20 protein-coding genes, 1 other RNA gene and 1 pseudogene are annotated in these 24,552 nt (G+C 41.8%); 11 read left to right on the top strand and 11 right to left on the bottom strand.

The features are described 5' to 3' along the window. Window positions 1–158: 158 nt before the first annotated feature. Complete coding sequence (locus tag M5F03_RS05950; RefSeq protein ID WP_180102390.1) at window positions 159–848, top strand: response regulator; 690 nt, start codon at window positions 159–161, stop codon at window positions 846–848. Further along, window positions 827–2,188 carry an ATP-binding protein gene (locus M5F03_RS05945; RefSeq protein WP_249707414.1) on the top strand — a complete coding sequence of 454 codons (1,362 nt, stop codon included), beginning with the start codon at window positions 827–829 and terminating at the stop codon, window positions 2,186–2,188. The genes M5F03_RS05950 and M5F03_RS05945 overlap by 22 nt, the downstream gene beginning before the upstream one ends. A gap of 494 nt (window positions 2,189–2,682) precedes the next feature. On the opposite strand, the gene ssrA is transcribed toward M5F03_RS05945, so the two are convergent. Next, window positions 2,683–3,042, bottom strand: a transfer-messenger RNA (tmRNA) gene (gene ssrA, locus M5F03_RS05940). A gap of 128 nt (window positions 3,043–3,170) precedes the next feature. On the opposite strand from ssrA, the gene glpK reads away from it, so the two are divergent. Next, complete coding sequence (gene glpK / locus M5F03_RS05935) at window positions 3,171–4,655, top strand: glycerol kinase GlpK (RefSeq protein WP_249707404.1); 1,485 nt, start codon at window positions 3,171–3,173, stop codon at window positions 4,653–4,655. A gap of 69 nt (window positions 4,656–4,724) precedes the next feature. On the opposite strand, the gene M5F03_RS05930 is transcribed toward glpK, so the two are convergent. From M5F03_RS05930 to M5F03_RS05920, 3 genes are all read right to left on the bottom strand, one after another. Next, window positions 4,725–6,251 carry a DHA2 family efflux MFS transporter permease subunit gene (locus M5F03_RS05930; RefSeq protein ID WP_180102393.1) on the bottom strand — a complete coding sequence of 509 codons (1,527 nt, stop codon included), beginning with the start codon at window positions 6,249–6,251 and terminating at the stop codon, window positions 4,725–4,727. Window positions 6,252–6,257: 6 nt separating this feature from the next. Beyond that, window positions 6,258–7,409, bottom strand: a complete 1,152-nt coding sequence (locus M5F03_RS05925; protein WP_249707394.1) for an HlyD family secretion protein — start codon at window positions 7,407–7,409, stop codon at window positions 6,258–6,260. 262 nt (window positions 7,410–7,671) lie between these two features. After that, window positions 7,672–8,169, bottom strand: coding sequence for a thioesterase family protein (locus tag M5F03_RS05920; RefSeq protein WP_249707392.1), 498 nt, complete (start codon window positions 8,167–8,169; stop codon window positions 7,672–7,674). A 107-nt stretch (window positions 8,170–8,276) separates the two neighbouring features. On the opposite strand from M5F03_RS05920, the gene hemB reads away from it, so the two are divergent. Both hemB and thiO read left to right on the top strand, forming a co-directional pair. After that, window positions 8,277–9,290 (top strand): porphobilinogen synthase, encoded by a 1,014-nt coding sequence (gene hemB, locus M5F03_RS05915; protein ID WP_111885258.1) that lies wholly within the window; start codon window positions 8,277–8,279, stop codon window positions 9,288–9,290. A gap of 137 nt (window positions 9,291–9,427) precedes the next feature. After that, window positions 9,428–10,552: a glycine oxidase ThiO gene (gene thiO / locus M5F03_RS05910; RefSeq protein WP_249707390.1), complete on the top strand. Its 1,125-nt coding sequence runs from the start codon at window positions 9,428–9,430 to the stop codon at window positions 10,550–10,552. Between the two features lie 21 nt (window positions 10,553–10,573). Here the strand turns inward: thiO and M5F03_RS05905 are convergent, their stop codons facing one another. The 3 genes from M5F03_RS05905 to M5F03_RS05895 all read right to left on the bottom strand — a co-directional run bounded on the left by M5F03_RS05905 (window position 10,574) and on the right by M5F03_RS05895 (window position 13,375). After that, entirely contained in the window at window positions 10,574–11,509 is a 936-nt protein-coding gene (locus M5F03_RS05905) for a TIGR01777 family oxidoreductase (RefSeq protein ID WP_249707388.1), read from the bottom strand. A 70-nt stretch (window positions 11,510–11,579) separates the two neighbouring features. Then, the gene (locus tag M5F03_RS05900; RefSeq protein ID WP_078193094.1) at window positions 11,580–12,029 is read right to left on the bottom strand and encodes an ABZJ_00895 family protein; all 450 of its coding nucleotides are present in this window, start codon (window positions 12,027–12,029) and stop codon (window positions 11,580–11,582) included. Window positions 12,030–12,430: 401 nt separating this feature from the next. Then, a complete protein-coding gene (locus M5F03_RS05895) occupies window positions 12,431–13,375 on the bottom strand; it encodes a GGDEF domain-containing protein (RefSeq protein ID WP_078193095.1) in 945 nt (314 codons plus the stop codon). A 169-nt stretch (window positions 13,376–13,544) separates the two neighbouring features. Here M5F03_RS05895 and M5F03_RS05890 point away from each other — a divergent pair. From M5F03_RS05890 to M5F03_RS05880, 3 genes and pseudogenes are all read left to right on the top strand, one after another. Further along, window positions 13,545–13,922: pseudogene (locus M5F03_RS05890) on the top strand (VOC family protein). Between the two features lie 145 nt (window positions 13,923–14,067). Then, a complete protein-coding gene (locus M5F03_RS05885; RefSeq protein ID WP_180157246.1) occupies window positions 14,068–15,315 on the top strand; it encodes an exonuclease SbcCD subunit D in 1,248 nt (415 codons plus the stop codon). 9 nt (window positions 15,316–15,324) lie between these two features. Then, complete coding sequence (locus M5F03_RS05880; protein ID WP_249707386.1) at window positions 15,325–18,936, top strand: AAA family ATPase; 3,612 nt, start codon at window positions 15,325–15,327, stop codon at window positions 18,934–18,936. A gap of 48 nt (window positions 18,937–18,984) precedes the next feature. On the opposite strand, the gene M5F03_RS05875 is transcribed toward M5F03_RS05880, so the two are convergent. Next, the gene (locus M5F03_RS05875; protein WP_249707384.1) at window positions 18,985–19,677 is read right to left on the bottom strand and encodes a YggS family pyridoxal phosphate-dependent enzyme; all 693 of its coding nucleotides are present in this window, start codon (window positions 19,675–19,677) and stop codon (window positions 18,985–18,987) included. Window positions 19,678–19,802: 125 nt separating this feature from the next. On the opposite strand from M5F03_RS05875, the gene M5F03_RS05870 reads away from it, so the two are divergent. Next, a complete protein-coding gene (locus M5F03_RS05870; protein WP_078190026.1) occupies window positions 19,803–20,840 on the top strand; it encodes a type IV pilus twitching motility protein PilT in 1,038 nt (345 codons plus the stop codon). A gap of 27 nt (window positions 20,841–20,867) precedes the next feature. Next, window positions 20,868–21,989, top strand: a complete 1,122-nt coding sequence (locus tag M5F03_RS05865; RefSeq protein ID WP_168379063.1) for a PilT/PilU family type 4a pilus ATPase — start codon at window positions 20,868–20,870, stop codon at window positions 21,987–21,989. Window positions 21,990–22,067: 78 nt separating this feature from the next. On the opposite strand, the gene fur is transcribed toward M5F03_RS05865, so the two are convergent. Beyond that, window positions 22,068–22,505 carry a ferric iron uptake transcriptional regulator gene (gene fur / locus M5F03_RS05860; RefSeq protein WP_078193101.1) on the bottom strand — a complete coding sequence of 146 codons (438 nt, stop codon included), beginning with the start codon at window positions 22,503–22,505 and terminating at the stop codon, window positions 22,068–22,070. A 112-nt stretch (window positions 22,506–22,617) separates the two neighbouring features. Here fur and M5F03_RS05855 point away from each other — a divergent pair, with 112 nt between their 5' ends. Further along, entirely contained in the window at window positions 22,618–23,016 is a 399-nt protein-coding gene (locus M5F03_RS05855) for an outer membrane protein assembly factor BamE (protein WP_078193102.1), read from the top strand. A 43-nt stretch (window positions 23,017–23,059) separates the two neighbouring features. Here M5F03_RS05855 and M5F03_RS05850 read toward each other — a convergent pair whose 3' ends face one another. Beyond that, window positions 23,060–23,386: an RnfH family protein gene (locus M5F03_RS05850; protein WP_111885267.1), complete on the bottom strand. Its 327-nt coding sequence runs from the start codon at window positions 23,384–23,386 to the stop codon at window positions 23,060–23,062. Then, window positions 23,386–24,468 (bottom strand): hypothetical protein, encoded by a 1,083-nt coding sequence (locus M5F03_RS05845; protein ID WP_180133707.1) that lies wholly within the window; start codon window positions 24,466–24,468, stop codon window positions 23,386–23,388. The genes M5F03_RS05850 and M5F03_RS05845 overlap by 1 nt, the downstream gene beginning before the upstream one ends. Window positions 24,469–24,552 lie beyond the last annotated feature (84 nt).

The raw sequence follows: 24,552 nt of genomic DNA, 5'->3' as shown, positions 1-24,552 counted from the left end.
TGCTGAATATTCCACACAACCCTACTAACCCTATACGCATAGATGACTTTAATACCCGACATAAATCTATTTTGGTTGATTATGCAAAAGCATAAATTAAGGGAGCATTAACAAGATAAATCATTTATAAAATACAGGCAGGAAGTCAGGAAAACGCTATGTTTGTTGTTTTGGTTGAAGATGATCCATATATTGCCTCAAGTATTTGTGCCACATTGGATTTTTTAAATATTTCAGTAGAACATGTGAGTCATGCGCGTGATGCAGATTATTTTATCCGCCACAGTGCGGTCGATCTATGTTTGCTGGATTTAGGCTTACCTGACCAAGATGGTTTAGACTTACTGCGATCATGGCGCAGAGATCAGATCCATATCCCTGTTTTGGTTTTAACCGCACGGTTACAGACCCAACAATGTGTTGAGGCATTAAATGTCGGTGCCGATGACTATTTAACCAAGCCTTTTGAACTGGATGAACTGATTGCACGGGTTCATGCACTCACCCGACGTCACCGCGGTTTTTCATCGAATGTCATTCAATTTGACCACTTAAAGCTCAATAAAGACACTCAAGAAGTCCATTATCAAGATCAAATGATTCAGCTTTCACGACGTGAATACAGTTTGCTTGAAACCTTGATGAGCCATCCAAATCAAGTGCTCAAAAATGAAGTGCTGTTAGATAAGTTATACGGCTTCCAAGACAGTATCGAAAGCAATGCTCTGAATGTCCATATTTATCACTTAAGGCAAAAATTGAATGCGGACTATATTCAAACCATTCGTGGTGTCGGTTATATGTTTAGAATTGCTGAGTCAATCCCATGCAAAAATCACACAGCTTAAAATGGCGCTTGGTCAGCAGTCTTTTGGCCTTGATGATCGGCTTATGGAGTGTAGTATTTGTTTGGCTGTATATCGATTTACAAAAACGTCTACAGGACACCCTAGATCAACGTCTACATGCTTCCGCACAAATGGTGGCACGACTGATTCAACAATTACCACTGCAAAGCTTGGATGAGTCTGCCTTAGCCCAACAACTTGATTCCACAGACCAAGAACAATTGATCGCGTGCGAAGTATCATTATTTAGCTCTGACATCAGTGTAGGACAGCATGTGATTGCCAAAACACGCGGTGCACCTAAAGATTTAAGTCAGCAAGCGGTTGGTTTCAGTACTTGGCAACAAGGGGAGACGCAATGGCGTAGTTATGTGTTACGTCGCGGTGAGATTCAAGTGGTGGCTGCAGAGCGTATGTTTCTGCGAAAATCTTTACTGAAACAAATTTTGCAATCGGTCTTAATTCCGCTGATCTTGTCATTATTGTTGTGTATCGGCTTAATTGTTTTAATTGTTCGTCGAGAATTTAAAGCCTTGGATCTGGTTGTAAGCGATTTAAGTCAGTCAAATTTATCGCTCAATGAGGCAAGCCAATATCTCACAAGCTTAGATGCCAATACCATGCCCTCAGAGGTCTACCCTTTTGTGCAAAATTCGAATCGCTTAGTCCATAAACTGCATCAAAGTCTTGAAAATGAAAAAGTCTTTAGTGCATACGCTGCGCATGAATTACGGAGTCCTTTAACCGCAATTAAAACCAATGTGCAATTGGCACAACTGATGGCGAAAACGGACGGCAATATGAAATTGCAATATAGCTTGGATCAAGCAAATCAAAGTGTCCGTCGCTATGCTGATTTACTTGAGCAATTACTGATGTTATCGAATACCGATCAATCTATTGAACAGATCAAAGCAAGCATTCAGGTACAGCCCATTATTGCAAAAGTACTCGATGATTTAGCACTGATTTATCCTGAAGCAACAGCTAAAATTCAGGTCGATTGGCACAGTCTTGGTGATTTGGCATTACCTCAATTTGTCTTGTATTCTGTTCTTAAAAACCTGCTTGAAAATGCACTATTACATGCAAACGCTGATGTAATTGAGGTGAAAATGCAGGAAAATACGTTACGCATTCAAGATAACGGCCGACATTTAAATGCCGAAGACATTCGTTACTTAGGGCAACGTTTTTGGCGTAAATCGGCTCAGCAGAAAGGTCATGGACTGGGCTTATCTTTGGTCAAAATAATGCTGCAACAATATGCTTATACCATCCAATTTGAACCGAATTTTCCTAAGGGATTAAAGATTACACTGTTGCCTCAAAAGAGTTGAATAAAGCAGATTATCATTTTTAGATCATGACTATTTATTCTTTAATTCTCAAACCAATTCTCAACGACCAATTTAAAAAATTGCTTGATATGTTTGTATTAGATTGACCTGTAATACAAGTATTTCAGTTCAATGGCAAGCTCTCTTGCTTTCTTTAAATTCCCCCTCAGGATATAGACAGAATGACTCAGAATTGCGTTCACCTTGAACGGTATAGCATACATTTCTTTATTTTTGTCTAATGGGTGTGACTAATGGTGATAAGGCATTTTTATTTGAAAGGCGATAATGCTTATCTTGGGCCTATGTTTTTCTGCATCTCATATCTATGAGTTAATCTATATACCCATTATCTAGACTAAAAATTAAATGGAGAAATTGTTCAAATAATTACCCTTAAAATGCAAAAATTGAGGTGCACTGCTTAAGAGAAAAGCAATACAGCCAATAAAAAAAGCCTTTAAACATTAAGCTTAAAGGCTTTTTTAGGAATTTGGTGGAGATGGCGGGAGTTGAACCCGCGTCCGCCAGCACTACGCTCGAGAATACTACATGCTTAGATATCGTCTATTGATTTAGCTCTTTGTGACCCGACGAACAGGGTACAAATCGCGATCCTTTAAGATTTAGTATAAGACCCCAAGGCTTGATCTTATACGGACTTGTGTGCGTTCGCTTCAGTCGGGACCCCTAACCACAAGTATTCAGGGATGCGGACAAGCTGCCCTTAGGCAGCTAGAGCGTAAGTTTCGTCGTTTGCGACTAAAATATGCAAATTTGATTTACGAGAGAAAATGCGCTCTCGACATGCATCTATGAGTTTCATCACCAGCGTCGAAGCCAGAAACATCCCCAAAGTAGCGTCATCATAGCATAACTTCAAAAAATTGCGATGCAATTTCGAAACAATTACACATTGATCTGCGCTTAATTACATAATTGCGTTAATATTTTATTTTTCAAGACCTCAAAAGAAAAATATATGAGCTATTTATTGGCACTCGATCAAGGAACGACTTCAAGTCGTGCGATCATTTTTAACGAACATGGACAAGTTCAAGCTACAGCTCAACGGGAAACCCATATTCAAACCCCGCATTCGGGTTGGGTGGAGCAAGATGCTCAAGAAATTTGGAGTACACAAATTGCCGTCGTGCAACAAGCACTCGCTTCTGCTCGTATCCTCGCAAAAGATATTAAAGCCATTGGACTGACCAATCAGCGTGAAACCACTGTGGTTTGGGATAAACGCACAGGTCAACCCCTTGCCCCTGCAATTGTCTGGCAAGACCGTCGTGCCACTGAATGGTGTAATCAACTGACACAACAAAACCTAAATGACATCATTCACAAAAAGACCGGTTTACGTATTGACCCCTATTTTAGTGCTGGGAAATTGGTCTGGTTATTAGAACACACTCAAGGTCTACGTGAACTCGCTGAGCAAGGTCATGCGGCTTTCGGTACGATTGACAGTTGGTTGGTGTGGAACCTGACACAAGGTGCAGAGCATGTGATTGAAGCCAGCAATGCTTCACGAACCATGCTAATGAACTTACAGCAACAAGCTTGGGATGAAGAACTCTTAGAATTATTCGATATTCCCCTGTCGGTCCTCCCTAAAATCATCAGTTCAGATGAATATATTGCAGATACCGCTACAGGTTTACTTGGCGCAAACATTCCCATTACCGGCATCTTAGGTGACCAGCAATCCGCGCTGTTTGGACAGTCATGCTTTGACGCAGGAACAGCAAAAAATACCTATGGTACCGGCTGTTTCATGCTCTTTAACACCGGCACCGAAGTTCAATATAGCCATAATAAATTACTCTCGACCCTTGCATGGCAAGCTCAAGGTCAAACCCATTATGCACTTGAAGGCAGTGTATTTATGGCTGGCGCTATCGTGCAATGGCTAAGAGACGGTTTAGGGATTATTCAAAAAAGCAGTGATGTTGAAAAACTTGCGTGCCAAGTTGAACACACCGATGGCGTGGTTCTGGTTCCTGCCTTTACTGGGCTAGGTGCTCCACATTGGGATAGTGATGCCCGCGCCCTCCTCTGTGGAATGTCACGTGGTACAAATAAATCCCACATAGCTCGTGCTGCCTTAGAGGCCATTGCCTTTCAAGTGTCGGATGTATTGACCGCCATGCAGTCAGACCTGTCTAGTCCACTTAAAGAACTCCGGGTCGATGGCGGTGCCAGTAGCAATGATATGCTGATGCAATTTCAGGCCGATATCTTAAATGTGCCTGTACTGCGTCCTAAACTTTTAGAATCAACTGCATGGGGTGCTGCCGCGATGGCCGGACTCAAAGCGGGTGTGTTTTCAAATCTTGATGAAATTGCCGCATCATGGCAATTAGAACGTGCTTTTGAACCAAAAATGAATGCTGATCAACGTGAATTTCATTTGGCTCAGTGGCAATCTGCACTTAAACGGGCGCGCTCGGACCTTTAATTTTTTCCAATCAACGCCGTATGCAATAAAAAACCGCTCGAATGAGCGGTTTTTTATACTTGATGTTATTTAATGTGCATGACCGCCACCTACACCTGCTTTAGGTCGTGGACAGAGCCAAATGATCAGTGCAGCGAATATGAAGACACCTGCCAGAACTAAAAACACATGATTGGCTGAAAGCGTTAAGGCTTCTTTATCCACCAAACTGGAGATGTAACCCAATGCGGCTTCTGAACTCATTCCATGATTCACCAAGGTATTTTGTACCTCGGTAACATGTAAATTACTGACCATTTCACTGCGTGCGACTTTGGTGTGATCATCCCAAATGGTTACTGCAATCGACGCTCCAATTGCCCCTGCCATGGTTCTTAAGAAGTTCATCAAACCTGCCGCAGATGCCATGTCTTGTGGCAGTACCGATGCCAAGGCCATATTGGACAAAGGAATAAAGAAAAATGGCACGGCAAAACCTTGTAATATTTGCGGTAAAGCCAAAGCCATAAAGTCCGCATCCGTGGTCCAAAAGGCGCGCATAAGGGTTACACCACCCAAAATACTTAAACCAAAACTCGCCAAAGCACGTTGATCGTATTTGGTTGCAAGCTTCGCAACAATTGGCGACATGGTCAAACTACCGACGCCCATCGTTGCAGTGAGATAACCTGCCCACGTTGCGGTATAGCCCAAGTTGATTTGTAACCACTGCGGAATCAGGACAATACTGCCAAAGAAGGCACCAAAACCAAAGGCCAAAGCCAAGACCGAAATGGTAAAACTTCGGTACTTAAACAGCAGTATATTCACCACTGGATGCCGCTCAGTCAGCTCCCAAATCGTGAAAACGATCAGCCCAACAAATGCCGTCAGTGCCAGCACCACAATAAATGGATTATTAAACCAATCTCGTTCATGGCCCAAGTCCAACATCAACTGCAATGCACCGATCCACAACACCAACAGCAACAAACCTCCACGGTCTATTTTCAATTTTTGTGTAGGGGTTTCAGCCGTTTTCAGTAAGCGCATCGCTGCGATTGCACAGCCGATCCCAACTGGAATATTGATAAAGAAAATCCAATGCCAAGATAAATTATCACTGATCGTACCACCCAAAATTGGACCTAAAATAGGGCCAACTACAGTGGTCATTGCCCACATCCCCATGGCTTGGGATTGCTTTTCAGGAGGGAAAATGCGCATTAACAACGTTTGGCTCAGTGGCATAATCGGGCCACCAAATAAGCCTTGCCCAATTCGGCAAAACACCAACATTTCCAAACTGGTCGATAAACCACACAGTATCGAAAATACAGTAAAGCCAAATAGGCTAATCACAAAAACCCGTACAGAACCAAAGCGCCCAGCGAGCCAACCGGTTAATGGCACACAAATCGCTTCTGCCACGGCATAGGAAGTAATGACCCAAGTCCCTTGGGATGCCGATACTGCAAGGCTACCGGTAATATGTGGTACAGATACATTGGCAATGGTCATGTCGAGCACAACCATAAAGTTCGCCAAAGCCAAGACCAAGGCAGCGAGAATCAGACGACCACCTTTCAGGTCAGTCATTTGCATTTGCTGATTCATAGGCAATTACTTCGATTTCAAGTCAATCGTCGCTTCCATAGACAGCCCCACACGTAGTGGGTGTTCTGCCAACTCTTTTGGATCTAAACGTATCCTCACAGGTAAACGCTGAACCACTTTAATCCAGTTTCCTGTGGCATTTTGTGCTGGAATCAAGGCAAATGCTGAACCTGTGCCACCAGAAAAACCAGTGACTATGCCATTAAATTTAACTTTGTCACCATACAGATCAGACGTCAGTTCAACTTTTTGACCCGCTTGCACCCCTGCCAATTGGCTTTCTTTAAAGTTGGCATCGACATATAACTGAGAGACAGGCACCACCATCATTAATGACGTTCCCGGTGCAATGCGTTGCCCAACTTGAATATTGCGACGTGTCACTACACCATCAAAGGGTGCTTTAATTTGTGTACGTTCTAAGTCCAACTGAGCTTGTTGTAGACGTGCTTGTGCAATTAAAACATCTGGGGTTGAATTTTCATTGCTGTCTTGAATTAATGCATCATTTGCAGCTTTATTACTTTGTGCCGCTTTTTGACTAGATTTGGCTTGAGCGAGTCCTGCTTGTGCCACATCAAAACTGGCTTTAGCGGTATTCACAGCACTCTGCGCTGTGCTTAATTCTTCTTTAGAAATCGCACCTGAAGCAGCCAATTGTTGACGACGTTGTAATTCATCTTGTGCTTTATTCAGATCGGCTTGTGCCTTGGCGACTTGTGCGCTTGCACTATGAATTGCATCATCACTGACAAAGATTTGTGAGTTTAAAGAACTACTATTCGCCGCAGTTTGTTTGTATTGGCGTTTTGCTTTAAGTAATTCAGCCTGTGCCTGAGCTAAGGCAATTTCAGCATCACGAGCATCAATGCGAACAAGCACATCGCCTTTTTTCACTTGCTGCGTATCACTCACCAAAACCTCTGCCACTTGCCCCGTGACCATCGAGGTAATCGACACTGTTTCTGCACCGACATAGGCATTATCGGTACTGACGGAATGATTTAGAAATATTGACCAAATCAAATACATCACCAAAGCAATCACGATCAATACAGCCACTATACCAAGGCCTTTTTTTCTGCGTGCTTTTAATTCCTGATCGGTGGGCTGCTCTGTAGATGGGGTTTCTGGCAGGTTACTAACGGTATCTGTCATAGATTTGTCCTAAATCTAGCAGACTTGGTCATGGCATCATGAGCTTTGCAAAGCATGTCAACTTTGCTGTCAGATAATGGTGTCGTGAGAAAGTCTATCTTCTTCAATTTTCCGGCATTTTAAAGCTAAAAAATCATATCCTGAGAATAGAAAATGTAACTCGTCAGTCTTTTTTTCGTCGGCAACAGGATAAAATCATGCCCTGCTGCCAATTCTGGACTTTATTTTTTCATCATTTTGAATGTGTTAACTTAAAAATGGCTTAATAAGCATACGATGCAATCGCTGTTGCAATCGCTTTATCTTCATCATTGACCATGGTCATACGCATAGTGCAACCCTTACGGCCTAAACGTAAGGTTTCTGCTCGTGCAACGAAATACTGTCCACGTCCTGGCGCCAAATAATCCACACGCATATCGACGGTCGCTAAGCGAGATACCTTTTTACTCGTTTCTGCTAGATCTTCAGCTGTGGCCTTTTTATACAATTCTGCCATCGCAGAGATACCACCGATACTGTCGAGTAGGGTTGCCGCGACGCCACCATGTAAAATTTGGAATGCGACATTTCCAATTAGATTACTGGCCATGTCGACACGTGCTTCGATCTGACCATCGATCACCGTCATTTTCATGGCATTGTGTAAAAAAAATGGGGAGCTGTTAAATGCTTGAGCAATGTTATTTAATAAAGTATCGATTTCATTCTTCGAGTTTAGGTCAATATTACCGGTCCAACTCTTATTTACATCTGTCATAGCCTACTCGAATCGCTGTCATTGAATAAAAAAATAATACGGGGTGCGCCAAACCCTCATTATGCGTCTACAATAGTCAAAGTTTAATACTGATCAATGAGATTGTTATGACCTATACGTTCAATCGTCCAGCTTTTCCTGCCACTCGCATGCGTCGCATTCGTAAAAATGACCAGCTTCGTGCCATGGTGCGTGAAACTCAACTGACGACTGATCATCTCATTTATCCAGTATTTGTGTTGCCAGGCCAGCAACAAACTCAAGATATTCCAAGCATGCCAAACGTACAGCGTCTATCTGCTGACTTGTTACTAAGAAAGGCAGAACGTTTACTCGAATTGGGTGTTTCAAAATTAGCTTTGTTCCCAGTTACACCACAGGAAGATAAAAGCTTAACGGCTGAAGCAGCTTGGCATGAAGATGGCTTAGTCCAAAGCACCATCCGCTTATTAAAAAAAGAACTACCAGAAATGGTTCTCATCACTGATGGTGCGCTCGACCCATACACCACACATGGTCAAGACGGTATCATTGATGATACCGGCTATGTACTGAATGATGAAACCGTTGAATGCTTAATTAAACAAGCACTCAGCCATGCCGAAGCGGGTGCAGATGTGGTTGCACCCAGTGACATGATGGATGGTCGTATCGGTGCGATTCGCCAAGCGCTTGAAGCCAATGGCCATATCTATACCAACATCATGGCCTATTCTGCAAAATATGCGTCGAGCTTTTACGGGCCATTCCGTGATGCGGTAGGTTCTTCAAGCAACCTCAAAGGTGGCAATAAATACAATTACCAAATGGACATCGGTAACCGTGCTGAAGCTTTACATGAAATCGCACTCGATATTCAAGAAGGCGCCGACATGGTGATTGTAAAACCGGGTATGCCGTATTTAGATATCGTCCGTGAAGTCAAAGATAATTTCGGTGTTCCAACATTTGTCTATCAAGTGAGTGGCGAATACGCCATGTTGGCAGGTGCCATTCAAAATGGTTGGCTATCTGAAAACGTGATTATCGAATCGCTGATGAGCTGCCGCCGTGCAGGTGCAGATGGGATCTGGACTTACTTTGCTGAAGATGCAGCACTCATGTTGAAAGACATGAAATAACCTGCAAAGCCTTCCTGAAATGGTAACGTTCAGGAAGGCTTTTTTATATCTGTAAAATTTAAAAAACAGTCTTGGAAGAAAAACTTCGGCGTTGCTGAAGTTAAGATCAAACTCATACATTCATCGGTTAAAAGAACATGAATATTGCCATTATTGGGGCGGGTATTAGTGGTTTACTCAGCGCATTGGAACTCGTTGAACGCGGTTGTACGGTGACGATTTTCGACCAACAACGCACAGGTTCTGCCGCATCTTGGGCTGGTGGTGGCATCCTCTCCCCGATGTATCCTTGGCGATATCCCAATGAAGTCAATGCGCTCGCACGTTATGGCAAGCAGAGCTACCAAAAATGGAATGAAAAATTAAAACCTATGACTGGGATTGATTTTGAAATTCATGAAACTGGCATGTTGATTTTTGATGAAGATGATTTTGAAATTGGCTTAGATTATGCGCGTTTGCACCAAGACCCAATGCAACAGGCGGAATATTTACAATCCGAGCAAATTGAGCAGATTAATCCTCACATTTCAGCACGCTTTGCACATGGCATTTATTTTTCGCAATTAGCCAACATCCGTAATCCGCGACTTTTGCAGTCATTAACGGCTTATTTACAGCAGCATCCCAAAGTGATCATTCATGAACATTGCCCTATCCGCCAATTAAACCGTTCGGACAATCGTATCCAGTCCATCACCACCGCAGATGGCAAACAACATACAGCTGATCAATTCGTTATTGCCACGGGCGCTTGGTCAGCCGCATGGAGTGAACAACTAGACATTGAGATACCCGTACAACCCGTACAAGGACAAATGCTTCTCTTTAAAACTCCGCAGAACTGGTTGCCGACCATGTGCATGAATAAAGTCATGTACTTGATTCCACGCCAAGATGGTCATGTGGTTTGCGGCTCAAGTATGCGCCAATGTGGCTTTGATACTCAGACCACAGATGCAACCTTGCGGCATATTCAAGAATCATGCTTTGACATGGTGCCAGAGCTTGCCAACTTTCCAATTGTGAAATCTTGGGCTGGCCTGCGTCCATCTTCCCCTGAAGGGATTCCGTATATTGGGCAGATGCCAAATTACGACAATCTATGGGCAAATTTTGGGCATTTTAGAAATGGTTTATGCATGGGACCAGCTTCAGCTCAGTTATTGGCTGAACTGATGACTGGTGAAACGCCTTCATTCAATGCAGACCACTATAGTCCGACTCGCCTGTTTCAAGATGCGTTATTAAGCGTCGACTAATGGTCAATAGGTCAATTTCAACTAAGCCAATAAATCCTGCAAGGCTTCTTTTAACGTCGGAAATTTAAACTCAAAGCCTTGCTGTAATAATGCGGTTGGCTGAACCAATTGACCATTTAAAATTAATTGCGATTGCTCACCCAATAAAATTTTAAAGATAGTTGCAGGCACATTGAGCCACGGCTTTTTGGCTAATTGACGTGCTGCAATCTGCGCAAACTGAGCCTGCGTCGATTTTTCAGGCGCAACTAAATTAAAAATATGCGGATCGATTGGCGTGGGTTCAAGCAACGCATGTTTTTTCTCAGCTTGTTTCATTAAAAACAGCATACTTCGGATCACATCTTGTATGTGTATCCACACAAAAGGCTGCCGACCAGAACCTATTTTATTGACCAAATTGAACTGAATCGGTCGCAACATTTGCGGTAAGATCCCGCCACCTTCAGCCAAGACCACACCTAGTCGTGTGATAATGGTATTTTGTTCAGGAAATTGGCGTGTGACTTGCTCCCAACTTTGGCATAGCTCTGACATAAAAATGGCTTGTGGTGCAGTATTTTCATCGCACACTTTTGTCCATTGTTCTTCAATATCAATACCATAATAGCCAACAGCCGAACCTGAAATAATGCATTTCGGAAAAATTTTACGTTTACGTAAATATTGATACAGCGCTTCTGTGGTTTTGACCCGACTTTCTAATAATTGCTGTTTACGCGTCTCTGTCCAACGACCTTTGCCGATACTTTCACCTGCAAGATTAATCACATAATCAATTCTGTCATGAGGAATTTGATCGAGCTGCTGTACCCAAGTTAAATGTGGTGATTTAGAAATACGCCCAGCCTTACGACTGAGCCCAATCACTTTATAATCCGCAGCTAAAAGTGCCTTGATGAGATGTGTGCCAATAAAACCGCTGCCACCCGTCATCAGTACTGTGGGCTGATGCATAATTTGTTCTTATCTATCTATATGAAATAATACTATTATCTATAGAACAAGATTACCAAACGATCAAGCTTTATGCACCAAACTTTTGAGCAGCCATCCGCTGTGCTTGCGGACCATAAAACCAATAGGTGATTAAATACAAAGGGATAGCCATCAGTAACAACATGATCACCATTAAACTCATAAACTGAGGATGTTGAACATAGAGCATTAAATTTTGCCAAATTTCAGGATCTTTTCTTGAAAAAATTGCGATACCCAAAAGTACAAAAGCTAAATTATATAACCAAAAAATCAGGCTAAAACCTAAGGTAAATTTTTTACGCTCTGCCTGTGTCGGTGCTCTCTGATTTTTATTTAAAAACCGAAATAACACCACGATCATTGCAATCAGGTAGGGTACGACTGTTAAAATACCGCCTACACCCTGTGGCAATAATGCAGCGATCACACCGCAAATACAGGTCATGATTAAACAAATGAAAAAAAACAATAAAAAATAACGTGTTAAAGACACCATGACCCTAACCCAAGAAGAAGTTGACACCTAGTATAAAAAAAAATGCATTTTTTTTCATTTTCATGTCAACCAATCTGTAAACGGCTACGTTATATAGGGTACTAGGTCTGTAGCAACCGATGATTTGGACGGCATCCACAATGTTTCGGTGACCTTTTTAAAAGCAATAAGCTTCATTTTGAATTTAAGTATGAACAGCAGCCATCACTTAAATTTAAAATCGATTTTTTGACCGACGATTTCATCATCACTCGAATCGTCGGTCTTTTATTTTGTGCCTCATGCATTTAGCATCGAATTTTATTCTTATATTCTACACCCCAAAAAAAATCAGCCGATAAAATATCGACTGACTGAAAAATCTATGCAACTTTAAAATAAGTCACAACTGTAAATCTATGTTATGCAGCACAGTAGCGATTACGCCCCTGTCTTTTCGCTACATAGAGGTTTTTATCAACTTGATCCAGAAATTGCATTGGATTATCCAGATCTGAGGGAATAATGGTTTTTACCCCCATGCTGAGTGTGACGAGTTCCGACACAGCAGAGGCTTTATGCGGTAATCGTGCAGCACGCACGGCATCCATAATTCTATCGGCCATCACTGCTGCTGCGGCTTCATTGGTCTCTGGTAAAATCCAAGCAAATTCCTCGCCACCAAAACGCGCAACTAAATCACGAGGTCGTGTACAACAAGATTCCAAACTTTTTGCAATTTGACGCAGACATGTATCCCCAATCACATGACCATTCAAGTCATTGTATTGTTTAAAATAATCTAAATCGATCAAAATTAAACTCAGCGGCTTTTGCGTGCGGATTGCGTTTAACCATTCACGCTGGTAAAAGTCATCAAACAAACGTCGATTTGCAATACCAGTTAAGCCATCTTTATATGAATATTCTTCGAGCTGACGTTGCAATTTTTGTAGTTGTTCCTCTTGTTTTTTCCGCTCGGAAATATCAAACATAAAGCCGACAAGACAATCTACATCACCATTTGGTTTACGCACGACATGAACAACATCACGTATCCAAAGATATGAACCATCTTCTTTAAGTGCACGATAATCTGCTTCATGATCTATACCAGCCATCGACTGTGAAACACAATAATTCAGTACATAATTACGGTCTTCCTCGTGCATACGTGATGCCCAATCATCTACCGTTTTCCAACTACTTTGTTTCCAACCGAGTAACTTTTCAATTTGCGGTCCAATATAACTAAATGTTTTACTGTCCCAATCAATACACCAAGGAATGGCTAATGTAGACTCTAATAAAGTCTTATACACCATACTATTTGCAAGTTTTTCTTCGTCAAAAGGATTATTTGGCATGTTGCATCTCCTGCTACCCCAAATGCAGGTAATACACCTGCTGTACAATAATTCACCTATATACAGGATTAGAACAACATTTTATATTCCTAGTTCTTGGTATTTTTTAACCTAATTTCAGATCTCTACTATTTGAAATGTGTAATCCATCAAAGAAAATATAACAACAATGAACCAGCTCTACTATTTTGAAATTCAAAGTTCCGATCCAAAGCGTGAAGTGGCCTTTTATTCTGCAGTTTTCGGTTGGACATTTACCCCAGTTGAAGGGCTACCAATTCAGTACTTCCGTATTGAAACTCAAGGTATTCATGGTGGCTTGTTAGAACGCCCTGCTCAGACGCCACCGACGCACTGCGGCACCAATGCATTTACCTGTAGTTTTGAAGTTGAAGATTTCGACCAAATCGCTGAGAAAATTTTGGCGCAAGGTGGTCAAATTGCCATGGAAAAATTTGTGATATTTGGATAATACTGGTAAGGCTATTTCATAAATCCAGCCCATAATACTTTTTGCCTCCTGCAAGTAGATGCACATGCACATTAATGCAGTTATGGCATAGTTTAGATTGGATACTTTGTAACTGTCGATAATGACTTAGTTGGACTGATGAATGATTAATCTCCCTCGTAAACATAACCATCTGTGATACTTTATAGCCCAATCAATTTTTTGATTTTTTGGTGCTTGCATGACTGTTCGTTTTTTTCATACTTCAGATTGGCATTTAGGACAATTTTTTCATAATCATGAGCGTGACTACGAGCACACCCAATTTTTAAATTGGTTACTTGAGCAAATCCAAGAAAAACAACCGAATGCATTACTGATTGCAGGCGATATTTTTGATGTGGTGAATCCAGCATCCAGTGCACAAAAACAACTGTATCAATTTTTAACCGATGCCCATGCTATTGCCCCACATATGCAAACCTTGATGATTGCAGGTAACCACGATTCGGGTTATCGCATTGAACAGGTTGAGCCTTTTTTAGCGAAGTTTAATGCCAAAGCCGTGGGGATTATTTCAAAACAAAACCAGCAATTTGACCTCGATCGTTTACTTGTCCCGATTTATGATGCTAATAAAAACATCATTGCATGGTGTTTAACTTTACCTTATTTACGCAGTGCTGAAATCACAGGTTTAAATGAGCAAACCACCAACAGTCAAAATGCCATTGCTTATTTACATCAGCAGTTGATTGCGGCAGCAAAAGCTCGTAAACAGCCTGATCAGGCTTTGATTCTGATGTCACATGCACATATGCAAGGCGGTGAAACGTCTGATTCGGAACGCCCAATTGTGGTCGGTAATGAAGAAGCTTTATCAACAGCGTTGTTTGATGATGTGATTGATTATGTGGCACTTGGACACTTGCATAAACCGCAAAAAGTGGGACAAACGCATATTCGTTATAGTGGTTCACCTATTCCATTGTCATTTAGTGAACGAAATTATAAACATCAAGTGGTCGATGTCCGTATTGATCCTAAAGCAAGCGTAACTGAGCGCTGCCAATACGAATCGCTGATTATTCCTCGTACCGTTGATTTAATTCGGATTCGTGAAGAATTAAAAGATTTGATTAGTGCTGTACAAGCCTTACCGCAAGGTGAAATTGAACATTTGAATGCGCGACATTTTTTAGAGATCGAGTACACCACCGATGCACCGCCCCCTGTCGATTTACGTCAGCAAATTGAAATGGCACTACCTCCAAATCGTTATCGTTTGCTGCGGATTGCGCGCATCTATCAAAAGCAAACTGAGCAACATGACACTTTCACTACAGTCGATCTTAAACCACCAACGCCTGAACGACTGTTCTTGAATCTTTGGGAAAAGATGGGCTATGAGCAAGATGAATCGGTTAAACGTGATTTTTTAACATTGCTCGAAGCCGCGCAACACGATTTGGATCAAAAAGTACAATAAGGATATGCCATGAAAATTTTACGACTCAGTTTAAACAACTTGGCATCTTTGGCGGGTGAACAACATATCCATTTTGAAAATAGTCCATTATCTCAAGCAGGTTTAATTGCGATTACGGGAAAAACAGGTGCAGGTAAATCCACGCTACTCGATGCCATGTGTTTAGCCCTCTATGACGAAGTACCTCGTCTGCGTGGCGCTGCGGGCAGTATTCGCGATGTTGGTGGTAAAGATATTTCCATTAAAGATTCCAAAAATATTTTGCGCCGTGGGACGACTTCAGGTTTTGCTGAACTCGAATTTATTGCCCTGGATGGCAAACGCTACCAAGCGCGTTGGGACATTAGCCGTGCGCGTAAAAAAATCGATGGTAATCTCAAAGTTGAGCGCGCTGTCATCTGCCTTGATGACGGTACGACCCTGACCCAAAAAATCTCTGAAGTCACTCCACTGATCGAAAAGCTGATTGGTTTAAGTTTTGAGCAATTTACTCGTGCGGTGTTATTGGCACAATCTGAGGTTGGGGCATTTTTAAAAGCCAAAGATCATGAACGTGCCGACTTGTTGGAATATCTTACGAATTCGCAAATTTTTAGCGAAGTGAGTAAAAAAGCAGCAGATAAATATAGTGAAATCAAACAGCAACGTGCCGACTTAGAAAAACATATTGGACATTTAGAGATTTTATCGGAAGATGAACTCGCCACGCTCAATCAACAACATCACGCCATAAAACTTGCCTTACATCATTTATCACAATCCGAAAAATTGCTCGAAAATGATCTGAAATGGCACAAAGATAAACATGAGCTATATGCAAGTGTTCAAGCGAAAAAAGAAGTCTATGATGTTCAAGTGGACGCTGATCTAAAACTGCAACCACAAAAAAAATTATTAGCACAATTGGATTCATTTCAGCCGATTCGTGCACAGTATGAGAGACAAAATGCTGCTCAACTGCAACTTAATCAATTGACACAAGCACTGAGAGATTTTCAGCCGCAGTTACAACAGGCTCAATCGCAACACGAACAAGCACTACAGCAATTACATCAAGCTGAGCAACATGCGCAATTATGGCAAACACACCTCGAACAGCTTAAACCGCAATTAGAAATTGCGTATCAACTCGATCACGACATTCAAAGCAAAATTAAGCAACATCAGAGTGTTAAGCTTGAGCAACAACAATTTGCCCATCACCACGTTCAACCCCTTGAGCAACAATGCGCTCAGCAGCAAGCAAACTTAAATCAAGCGCTGCAACGCAAGCAACAACTCGAACAACAACTCCAGCAACAACAGCAATGGGCAATTTTTGATGCAACATTTGCCACCACTGCACAACGTCTAGATGATTATGTACAGCAATATCAAGCTTTGAACAGCAAACAACCTGAATTATTGCAACAGTCAGTAGAGAGCTTGCAACAACAATACACTGACCTCAAACAACGTATGCAGTCATGGTCAGCGCAATACCAAGACATTGCCTTACTTGAGAAAAAAACGCAGCAAACTCAGCAAACATTGCAGCAGCAAGATCAAGCTACTCGCATTTTGGAACGTCTTGAACAACAAGCCACACACCTCTTACAGCACGAGCAACAATGTCAGCAATTGCAACGACAATTACAAGCCGATGCAAAAATTGCAGCGGATTTAAAACAGCAGACCATTACACAGCAGCAACACGTACAACTTAGCCAAACGTCTCTGCAACAACTCGAGCAAATGTTCGAACAGCAGCGTTTGCTGCAACATCAGAGTGTGCAAGATTTACGCGCCCAACTGAAACCGAATGAAGCCTGTATGGTCTGTGGTAGCCATGCTCATCCCTTTGTGGAACATAAAGATTTGCTGAAGCATGCTTTGGAACAATTGCAAGACCAACAATTACAGCAAGCCAAAAAAGATCACGAGCATCTGTGCAAACAGCTGAATCAATTAGAAATACAATCTTCAAAAATCGAAGCAACGACGCAGCAACAACAGCGTCAAATCGATGAACTATCACAAAGCATCAGCGTGCAGAAGCATAAGTTTGACAATGAACTACGATCACAGCAGTTGGACTTTGATACACAGCAATCTTCTGCTGATCTTTTACAACAGATTCAAGTGGCTTTAGCGCAATCAACGCAAACAACGCAACATCTGCTTGATGATTTACAGCAAGATCAACACACCCTCCAAACATGGCGTTCAACACAGCGACAAGCTGAACAACTACAATATGGTTTACAACAGCGACAACAACTCGAATACCTGATCGAACCTATTACTCAGCAACTTAATACCATGCAGCAACAGCATTGGCAGGTGCATTCACTCCATTATGCTCAACAGATCTTGCAGGAATTACAACAACGTCAGCAATTATTAACGCTGATCAATGAGCAACAAAAACAGTGTGAGCAGTTGCAGGCTGAACAGAATCAACAGCAATTAAAACTTGAATTTTTACAAAAACAATCTCAGGAAAAATTAGATCAATTGGCAGAGATTTCTAGCGCTGGTAAACACTTACGTGAACAACTCAATACTCTGACCGAAACCTATGCAGGTCGTCAGTATCAGTATGTCAGCGAATGGCAAGCAACGCTTGATCGAGAACAGCAGCAATTACAAAACGCAATTACTGAAATACGTCAGCAGCTCAAAGGCTCTGAAGACGTATTACAGCAATTGCTTTTAAAACAGCAAAATTTAAATAGTCAAATCAGCTTAAATACACAACAGCTTCAGCAGGCAAGCCAACACATTGCAACATGGCAAGAAACGCATCCTGATTTCTATCCAAGTCTTATTGAACAATGTTTGACGATTAACCATGACCAGCACCAAGACATCCGTCACAACTTATTGAATCATCAGTACACATTGGATACTGCCAAGACTTCATGGCAAACGCTTGAAGAACAATATCAAAAGCATCTCAAACAACAGCCTGAACTCAGCTTTGAAGAGCTACAAAGCAAACTGATGACATTGGCATCGGAGAAAGCGCAGCAGCAAAATGCGTTTAACGAAGCTGATGCGCAACTGCGTATGAATGCTAATAATCAAAGTAACTACGCCAAATATCAATCACAGATTGAGCAAATCAAAACTGAAGAATATCGTTGGGGTCGCATCTACGACTTAATTGGGCACAAAGAAGGCACGAAATTTAAGAAAATCGCCCAAGAGCATCATTTGGATATCTTGGTGGAATATGCTAACCAACAATTACAGCCTCTTTCACAGCGCTATCAATTACATCGTATTCCTGACAGTTTAAGTCTAGCGATTATCGACCTCGATATGAACAGCGAAGTCCGCCCTGTCCTCTCCCTATCTGGTGGTGAAACTTTCTTGGTATCTTTAGCGCTGGCTTTAGCGATTGCCAATATGGCGTCAGGCTCCATGAAGCTCGAATCACTGTTTATTGATGAAGGTTTTGGTACGCTCGACCCAGCCTCTTTACATATGGTGATGAATGCACTCGATCATTTACAAAGTCAGGGTCGTAAAGTGGTGCTTATTTCCCATGTACAGGAAATGCATGAACGTATTCCAGTACAAATTCAGGTCAAACCTGTGGGTGCAGGTGCGAGTACCATTAAAGTCGTGGGATAAACTAAGCGTTGACAATTCCCTCCTTAGAAAAAGGAGGGTTAGGGAGGATTATGATTTTTGAGAATAATCCCGCGCACCAAACAATGCTGTACCCACACGAACCATCGTAGAACCTGCAGCAATCGCAGCATCCATATCACCTGACATCCCCATGCTTAAGGTATCCCAATCCTCAGGTTTCGTATGCTGTGCTTTGACATGCTCAAAGAGCACTTTGGCATCAACAAAAGCTTGTGGATTGTTTGGAGCAGGAATTACCATTAGTCCACGTAAGCGTAAATTCGGTAGCGTAGAAATCTGTGCGACCAAATCTGCTACTTCATTCGGCTGACAGCCATCCTTCGTATCTTGCGCGTCAATATTGACTTGTAGGCAAATATTCAAAGGCGCTTGAGTCGCTTCTCGCTGGCTTGATAAACGCTCAGCAATAATCAAACGGTCTACCCCATGCACCCAAGCAAAGTTTGAAGCCAAATGTTTGGTTTTATTGCGCTGTACATGACCAATGAAATGCCAATCAATCTCTAAATCTGCCAAAGCCTCAATTTTTTCAAGCGCTTCTTGCAGATAATTTTCACCAAATGAGCGTTGCCCCGTTGTATACATTTCTCTTAGCATTTCAGCAGGATGCGTCTTAGATACAGCCAACAATTCAACCGACTGCTGTGGTCGACCCGCAAGTTGGCAAGCCTGCTCAATTTGCTGCAAGACTTGATTTCGTGCTTCTTGAAGTTTATTCATTGACGGGGTTCTCATTTCATTCATCTTTTTTTGCATTGCCCTGCAACTAAGTGTTGGTTAAGCTGTGGGAAAGCCTTATTATTCTATCAAAATAATTAAGATTTAATTTTTATCTCGGGGATTTTATGGACATTACAGAACTATTGGCCTTTGCTGCCAAAAATAACGCTTCGGATTTACATTTATCTTCTGGTATGCCACCAATGATTCGTGTGGATGGTGAAGTTCGTCGTATCAACCTTCCTGCTCTTGAACACAAAGAAGTGCACAAATTGGTTTACGACATCATGAACGATAAACAGCGTCGTGATTACGAAGAAAAATTAGAAACCGACTTTTCATTTGAAGTACCTGGTGTGGCTCGTTTCCGTGTGAACGCATTTAACCAAAACCGTGGTGCTGGTGCCGTTTTCCGTACCATTCCTTCAAAAGTACTAACCATTGAAGATCTTGGTATGGGCCAAATCTTCAAAGATATTTGTGAATATCCACGTGGCATCGTATTGGTGACTGGTCCAACGGGTTCGGGTAAATCTACCACGCTTGCTGCGATGGTTGATTACATTAACGACAACCGTTATGACCATATTTTAACGGTCGAAGACCCGATCGAATTTGTACACGAATCAAAAAAATGCTTGGTCAACCAACGTGAAGTACACCGTGATACGCACGGCTTTAACGAAGCACTTCGTTCCGCACTGCGTGAAGACCCGGATATTATCTTAGTCGGTGAGATGCGTGACCTTGAAACCATTCGTTTGGCGCTGACAGCTGCTGAAACCGGTCACTTGGTCTTCGGTACACTACATACAACCTCTGCCGCAAAAACCATTGACCGTGTGATTGACGTATTCCCTGCTGAAGAAAAAGACATGGTTCGTGCCATGTTATCTGAATCACTTCAAGCCGTAATTTCACAAACCCTACTCAAGAAAAATGGTGGCGGTCGTGTGGCTGCGCATGAAATCATGATCGGTATTCCTGCGATCCGTAACTTGATTCGTGAAAACAAAGTCGCGCAAATGTATTCAGCGATTCAAACGGGTGCCAACTACGGTATGACCACACTCGATCAAAGCTTAAAAAACCTTGTCGCAAAAGGCATTATTAGTACGCAAACTGCACGGACTGCAGCGAAACAACCCGAATCTTTCTTGTAATTTTTTTATTTTTTTGGGGCGATCGTTATGGATTTTAACGGCTTACTTGATTATATGGTGGAGAAAAAAGCATCGGATTTGTTTATTACAGCCGATGTTGAACCCTCGATTAAGATCAATGGGCAAATTTTGCCAATTGGCTCGACTAAGTTACCGGGCCCGACTGTCGGTCAAATCTTACATTCGATTATGTCTGACAAACAGCGTAAGGAATTTGCCGATACGCGCGAATGTAACTTTGCCATTAGCAATACCAGTAAATCTGCTCGTTTTCGTGTCAGCGCCTTTCAACAACGTGACCAGCCAGGCATGGTGCTTCGTCGTATCGAAACCGTTATTCCAACGATGGATGAGTTGAAATTACCGCCGATTTTAAAAGAATTAGCGATGACCAAGCGTGGCATTATCATTTTCGTAGGTGCAACGGGTACAGGTAAATCAACCTCTTTGGCATCTTTGATTGGCTATCGTAATGAAAATAGCAAAGGTCATATCATTACGATTGAAGACCCGATTGAATTTGTACACCAACACCGAGGCTGTATCATTACCCAACGTGAAGTGGGTATTGATACCGACTCTTTCGAAGTTGCCTTAAAGAATACGCTACGTCAGGCACCTGACGTGATTCTGATTGGTGAGATTCGTTCACGTGAAACCATGGACTATGCGATTGCCTTTGCTGAAACGGGTCACTTGGTTTTTGCTACTCTGCATGCCAACAACGCCAACCAGGCCATCGACCGTATCATTCACTTCTTTGAAGCGGATCGTCATAGTCAGCTGTTCATGGACTTGTCTTTGAATTTAAAAGCAATGGTTGCGCAGCAATTGATTCCAACCATTGATGGTAATTCACGTCGTGCTGCCATTGAGATTTTGATCAACTCACCTTTAATTTCAGATTTAATCCGTAAGGGTGAAGTGCACGAAATTAAAGACCTGATGAAGCGTTCTCGTGAACTGGGTATGCAAACCTTTGACCAAGCTTTATATGACCTTTATAAAGCCAAGCAAATTAGCTACAAAGATGCGCTCAAACATGCCGATTCACCGAACGACCTGCGTCTACAAATTAAATTGTCTGAAGAAGGCGGTGAGCATTTACTGCGCGCAAATTCAAATATTACCTTTGATGGTCAACATTAATTTTGCTTAAACGCTTTCGGAAATAAAAAACAGACTTCATATGAAGTCTGTTTTTTATTCATTCTCATCCGCATTGGATTATTTTTTACGATATGCTTCTTGGCATTCAGGCGCATCACAATAGCCATAAAGATTTAATGAGTGACCTGTAAGTTGGAAACCAAATTTTTCTGCCACTTGATGTTGCTCATGCTCAATCACATCATTAGTAAATTCCACCACTTTATTGCAGTTTTGACACACAATATGGTCATGGTGATCTTCTTGCATAATCTCAAAAACAGAATGATTGTTTTCAAAATGATGGCGTTGAATAATACCTGCAGCTTCAAACTGTGTTAACACGCGATACACAGTTGCTAAACCCACATCTTCACCTTGTTCAAGTAAAGTCTTATAAATATCTTCTGCGCTTAAGTGATGTTGTCTTGAATTTTCAAGCAATTCCAATATTTTAATTCGTGGAAGTGTAACTTTAAGTCCAGCTTTACGTAAATCTTGATTTGAAATAGGCATGAAAAAAGGTCTCTCAACAAAATTAAAGTTGGAATATGCAACAAAGTGTAGATGCAGTATGATCTATCCTTGGATCAAATGCATCATAATTAATTTGGGATAGTTTAGCAAAATGCAAAAAATCATGCTGACGTTATTCGTCACTTCATTGCTCGTAGGCTGTTCAACCTTGGGCGTTTATAAAGTTGATATTCCACAAGGTACACCTTTAACTCAAGCACAAGCGGCTAAAATTCAAGTGGGAATGAGCCACCAACAAGTTCGCTTTTTGCTAGGTAGTCCAACTGTTGCCGATCCAATGAATCCGTTACGTTGGGACTACATTTATAAGTATACCCCAGGAACATATGCTAAAAAAGCCAAGATTCCTGCTGCACATGGTCAACACTTAAAAATCTTCTTTGACCAAAACGGTATCGTTCAAAAAATTGAAGGCTTAGAAACCATTCCAGAGTCACAACCAGGCTTACCAGGTTCTAAAGAAGCGATTTTAACTGCGCCACCACTATAGTCGCTTTCAGATAAAAATAAACCCCTAAATTTAGGGGTTTTTTTTATAAGTACAATTGTTTGAAACGATTGCCTCGACAATAACGGCCAACGGGATTTTTCTTGGCGCGATTACGACGAATATCTTTCGGATTAATGGTTAATGCACGATAGATTTCGACACGATCACCTGCTTCAAGTAACTGAGATGAATCGCTTACACGCGCCCCGAAGATTCCTAGTGTTAATTCTTCGGGTAAATCCACTTGTTTTCGAATGCCACTTTGCACAATAGCATCTTCAACCGTCATACCGGGATTAAAGCTCAGCGGAATTAATATCTGCTGTTCCACGCTCGCATAAGCGACCCATACTTGTAACTGAGCTGTCATTAGAATAACTGCCCAATCACAGCCACCAATGCCAATATTATTGACAAGGGCACTACGATACGTACGGCAATACGCCAAATATTATAAAAGGTTTCATGACTGAAGTTCATTGACTTACGTAGATGACTAATCTTCATAATCCAACCTGCGAAAATCGCATAAATCAGACAAATAATTAAGCCCCAAATCAACAAGGCAATATTAAATACTGGAACAACAGTGCTCAGTGCCCATACAAAAACCGCAACCAATAAAATCGCCCATTGCACCACTACGGCCAATTGGCGTTGTTGTAATTGTTCACGTGCCATTTGAATCAGCAATGCTGAAGCTGCGACTAAACCCACAACCAGTGCTAAAGCAGATACTTGTGCTTTTGCTGCGAAAAAGGCAAAAGCAATCACTGCCAAAAGTTGAGCGATCCAAATTGGAAATACCGTTTTGCTTGCAATCTCTTGTTGCTTCACGGCTGGTAAACTTGACTGCCAGTACAAGCCCATCCCCAAACCACTTGCTACGAGCGCCAAGACTGTTGCATTGCCCCACTCACTAAATTCGAGCGCAGTCATTTTCCACTCTGGTAAGGCAGTTCCCATAACATTCGCTAAGACTACTGCAGCAATCACACCAATAGCGGTCAAAATCACTAAAAATTGGCGTGGTACAAACGACAATGCAAATGCAATGACCGCAAGGACAGCCAAAATAATGCTATAGGCAAAGCCATTAGCTGTAAAAATTGCCACATATTGCGACGCGGCTGAAAGCATGGCACCTGCTAAAAATGGAATAAATACTACGGCAAGCCAACCGACTACACGCCATTTGGGTGAAGCATCCGCATCACGTGTTAGCGAAGACAGTGCTTGAACTGCTGTAATTTTTGAACGTTTTGCTAAAGCAATTTCCAAATAACATAGCGGTAAAGCTAAAATAAGCATTGTACCTAGCCACAACAGCCAGAAATCTAGCTGACGTTCAATTTGAATACCTGTTACCGGTGCTAAAGTTGCAATAATGATAAAAGATAAACAGAACGCCATCAGTGGCGATAACCATTTCGACATCGCATTGTCCTGCATGACAAATTCCTTTGAAAATTCTAGCGCTATTTTGCCTTGCTGTGCCTTGAAAATCAAAAACAAAAAGCAAATCACCTTAAAGGT

Source organism: Acinetobacter amyesii, from assembly GCF_023499985.1.
GTDB lineage: Bacteria > Pseudomonadota > Gammaproteobacteria > Pseudomonadales > Moraxellaceae > Acinetobacter > Acinetobacter amyesii.
Note: the sequence above shows the minus strand (reverse complement) of the source record. Positions and strands in the feature narration are given on the sequence as shown.